3 protein-coding genes and 1 pseudogene are annotated in these 4,530 nt (G+C 58.2%); all 4 read right to left on the bottom strand.

Annotated elements, in window-relative coordinates; all coding sequences use genetic code 11:
• Window positions 1-61: 61 nt before the first annotated feature.
• Entirely contained in the window at window positions 62-2,200 is a 2,139-nt protein-coding gene (locus tag F8I07_RS06545; protein WP_292657300.1) for an FUSC family protein, read from the bottom strand.
• Entirely contained in the window at window positions 2,197-2,874 is a 678-nt protein-coding gene (locus F8I07_RS06540) for a potassium channel family protein (RefSeq protein WP_292657297.1), read from the bottom strand. The genes F8I07_RS06545 and F8I07_RS06540 overlap by 4 nt, the downstream gene beginning before the upstream one ends.
• A 162-nt stretch (window positions 2,875-3,036) precedes the next feature.
• Window positions 3,037-3,618, bottom strand: coding sequence for a YigZ family protein (locus F8I07_RS06535; RefSeq protein WP_292657296.1), 582 nt, complete (start codon window positions 3,616-3,618; stop codon window positions 3,037-3,039).
• 276 nt (window positions 3,619-3,894) lie between these two features.
• Window positions 3,895-4,530, bottom strand: a pseudogene (locus F8I07_RS06530) (5-methyltetrahydropteroyltriglutamate--homocysteine S-methyltransferase); the annotation flags it as partial.

Raw genomic sequence — 4,530 nt, 5'->3', positions numbered from 1 at the left:
GCCAGCAGCACCCCGCCGCTTCCCAGCAGGCTCCATCGCAGAAAATCCCGTCGACTCTTCATCAAAAACGGCTCCATTTCAGTTGTTCCAGTCCCGCCTTCCGCCGGGCGGCCTCCCCTTCGATCAGACTCTCGATGAGGCGTTTGCGCAGGGTGACGTAGCGGGCCAGATCCCCCAGGGTTTGGCGGCCGACAGCCTGCCAATCGATGCGGCGAAGTCTCGCATCCAGCTCCCGGCCCCTCTCAGCGGCCAAACGGCGCGCTTTGTCCAGCTCCATCCCCCGCAGTTTTGAGAGAAAACTCCACACTTCCTTCTCCACCGCTTCAAACTCTCCCAAAAGTCCCCTTGAGCTCAATCGCCGACGCAACGGATCCAACAATGTGATGATTTCAGCACTGAGCTGTGCTGAGCGCAGATAACGCTCCAGAGCCTTCTCATCGAGCCGGTCAAAATAGTGTCGGTCCAGTTTCGAAGCCCAGAGCCTCATCTTGGCGGCGGTAACGGGAAGCTGGGCCAGGGCCCATCGCTGCCACACTCTCCAGGCCTTGTGCCCGGCTTCCACCCCGCTCAAGGCGCGGCTGAGCTCTCTGAAACGCCGTTCCAGCCGCAGGAAGAGATCTTTGGGCCGGTTGGAAAAGGGCAGATAGTTGAAGATCAGCAGCAGCCCCAGAAAGAGGTAAAAGAGCAGCAGAACCGTTACGAAAAGCTGTACACTGAAAAAGGTGGTGTTGTCGATAAACTGAAAGACCAGCCCCAGGCCGAAAAAGAGAGAGAGGGCAGTGGGAATGAAGTAGTAGGCGGCGAACATATAGAGGAAAAAGTAGAGCCCCAACTCCCACCAGGTACTCAGCACCGGCAGGACAAAGACATAGGTCAGGAAAGAGACCGCAAACGAGAGAGTGTAGATAAAGATCAGTGCCAGAGGATTGAGCGGCGTGAAAAGTATCAGCAGGCTGAGGGCAAAGGCCATGGCCGGAACCATATAGCCCAGGTCGGTGGGCATCAGATACCAGAACCCTAGTCCCGTCCAGAAGACCAGCATCCCTGTCAATGCCGCTTTGAGATCCTCGGGATCTCCCCAGTGAAAACGGCGGGGGCTTTTCCGGCTCTCGGAAAACGTTTCGACCGGGTCGGGCTCCGGTGAGAGGATCCGTGCCAGTCGCTCCAGCAGGGTGCGCAGCCCTTCATGGAGACGCTGCAGCTCCTCGGTCAGACTCAGCATCTCGGCCCGCTCCAGCGCCGGCAGAGTCTCCAGAGCGCTTCGGGAGAGCTCCACATGACGGCGGGGCGGCACCTCGGGAGTGAAAGGCGCCGCCCAGAATCGTTCAAACTGCCCCATCATCTGCCCGATCTCCCGACGCAAGAGTTCTGTCTCGGGAAAAAGCCGCTCCATCCGTTCCCGCACCCTCCCCCAGCGCATCAAGGCGAGCATCCCCAGATGGCGGTCGATCCGGAGGATGGGTTCCCAGAGACTCTCCCAGCGATACCGGTCGAAAGCGATGCCGCCGGGATACTCTGTGGCTCCTACACGCAGGCTCCGTTCCATCGCCTTTTCCGCCGCTTCCAGCTGCGGAAGCGTGGCTTCCGCCTCCTCCTCACCGTGCTGTACCGCGTCGAAGGCGCTTTGCCAATGTCGAGCCAGTTCTGCGGCCTGTGCGACCCGGCTCTGGGCCGACTTCTCCGGCCAGAGGTAGAGATTGAGCACGGCGTAGACGAAGATGCCGAAGGCGGTAGACCAGCTCCGATCCACCGCATAGATGAGCCGATCGTCCACATAGCCGTAGTTGTAGAGCAGCACCATTACCAGCAGCATGATCAGCCAGAAGCTCTTGTCCCCCTGCCAGGCGTAGTAGAGATAGGTGATCACGCCCCCGGCCAGGGTCAGTGCCAGGAAATAGAGGGTCGTATCCTGAGGGAAAAGAGCGAGAAAAAGCAGCCCCAGCAGTGCGCCGATCACGGTACCCACCACCCGCATCACCCCCTTGCCCAGGCTTTCGCGCAGCGGGCCGGCGGAGGCGATGACCATCACGGCCACCGGTCCCTGGTAGGGCTGGGACCACTGCATCGCCATCGCCCCCAGATAGGAGAGCGTAATGGCCAGAGCCGTCTTGGCGGCGAAACGCACCCGGGGCGGCAGCGAAGGCAACAGCGCCATCGCTCCCCCGTTTGCTACGCTCCCTGAAAACACCGCCGTACTCATTCTCCCTCCTGGTGCCGTGAATCTTCCCGTCCCCGGTTGATGAGACTGGAAACGAATATCGCCATATAGAAAACCCCGGTCACCGCCTCCATATAGGCCAGAAATTCCGCGACATGGTTGGCCGGCGTGATATCCCCGTATCCCAGCGTAGTCAAGGTGACGAAACTGTAGTAGGCCATCCGGGAAAAGAGGGTCCGCCAACCGTTCATTTCGATCCCGTGAAAGGCCGAGGGGTCGAAGGTCAACAACATCAGATAGAGGATCGTCCAGATGAGCCCGATCAGGAGATAGAGGGAGAGGGAGCCGATGATTTTATTGGCATCCACCCTCCCCTCAAAGAGGATCTGCCGGACCGAGAGTTTGAAGGCACTGACGAAAATCAGCAGAAAGGTCGCCAGGATCAGCAGGGCGGTAATCCGTCCGGGATAGAAACGCCACAGCAGAGTCAGCCCCCCGAGGATCACCACCAATGTATAGGCGATCCGCTGGATGGAGACCTCATAGCGCAGACTCTTGATCCCCACAATGAGCATCAGCAGGCTCACCAGGGAGAAGAGATCCTCCCCGAGACTGCCGGGAAAATCGTCGGCGACGGCACTGCTGAAGAGGATGGCTACCAGGGCGATCAGAAGATAGAGGAAGTTGTTTCGGGTATCAATCTGTCGCAGTGTCATAGGCTGCCTTCTACGCGATGGAATTTTGCCGAATCCAAACTCCAACAGCCGATCAACCGATCTGTTTCGATGATGCATACTCTCTGGATTCTATTAGGAAATATTATATCCAAAGCCCCTTGAACTCTCAGAGAGAGCGAACGGATCCCCTCTCGTCATCATCTAGCTACTTTGCGATTTGATCAACCTTCCCGTTTTGGAAAGGAATGTATCGATCTGCTCCCCGGTCCCCAGGATTGTGTAGCCGAACTCTACGCTGTCGAAGTTTCGATCCAGAACCCGAATCCCAAGTTCCTTGAGCCGATAGTCGATCTGACGCTGATAGAGATAAGGACTTCGGAAGGTAAAGGTCCGCTCTTTTCGGTACGGGATCAGCGTCGCCGACTCCACGGCGGCACGAGCGGCGCTTCCATAGGCCCTGGCCATCCCGCCGGTCCCCAGTTTGATCCCGCCGAAATAACGCACCGTCAAAAGTGCACACTCCACCAGCTCGGCACCCCGCAGGACGTTGAGCGTAGGGATCCCGGCACAGCCTCTGGGCTCTCCGTCGTCGCTGCTCCCCTCAACAGCTTGTTGATATTCGTTAATATATCTGAAAGCATGGACGATATGATTGGCCTTGGGATGCTCGTGACGGAGTCGTTGATGTTCGGTTTCGAAGAGCGAATAGGGAACGAGGTAGCTGAGGAATTTGGAACGTTTTTCCACGGTTTCGATAAAGACGGTTTCGCGGATCGTAAACACGGAGACTCCTCGATTCATGGGCGTTATGGGACGATCGTTTCAGTTGAGAAAATATTCTATCGTATGAAGGGCTTGTCAGAAAAGGAGGCGGGACTTCAGTCCCGCAAAGTTTCGTAGCGTGGGATTGCTATCCCACGAAATAGCGAGGACCGGGATTCGCCATTTCGGCTAAAGCCGAAATCCAGGAGGAAGGTGCCTGCATCGATTTTCAGGAAACCCTATCTCCGGACTCCGGATCAGGTCCGAGGTGATAAACAGACAATCCACCGCGGACTGTCACACCTCACCGATCCCCAGCTCTTCCCGCACCGCTTTGACCGCCTGAACCATATTGTCCAGGCTCGCCTCGACCTCCGGCCAGCCCCGGGTCTTGAGACCGCAGTCGGGGTTGATCCAGAGCTGACGGGCCGGTAGGACCTCCAGCAGGGCGTGGATCTGGGCCGTCATCTCCTCCACCGAGGGGACACGGGGCGAGTGGATGTCGTAGACCCCGGGGCCGATCTCCATCTCGTAGCCACGCTCTTTGAAGATCCGCAGCAAGACGTTGCCGCTGCGGGCGGTTTCGATGCTGATGACGTCGGCATCCATCGCTTCGATGGTGTCGATGATATCGTTGAACTCGCTGTAGCACATGTGGGTATGGATCTGGGTCTCGGGCTTGGCCACATTGGTCGTGACCCAGAAGCTTTCCAGCGCGAAACGCTCGTAGTCGGGGCGCTTGGCGGCACGCAGAGGATAGCCCTCCTTGAAAGCCGCTTCGTCCACCTGGATCATCCCGATACCGGCCTTTTGCAGATCATCCACCTCGTCCCGGATCGCCAAGGCGATCTGATAGCAGGTTTCGGCGCGGGGCTGATCGTCCCGGACGAAGGACCAGTTGAGGATCGTCACGGGACCGGTCAGCATCCCCTT

This window comes from Nitratifractor sp. (assembly GCF_015487065.1).
In the GTDB taxonomy this organism is placed as follows: Bacteria; Campylobacterota; Campylobacteria; order Campylobacterales; family Sulfurovaceae; genus Nitratifractor.
The sequence above is the reverse complement of the archived record's forward strand: the minus strand, read 5'-3'. Positions and strand labels throughout refer to the sequence as shown.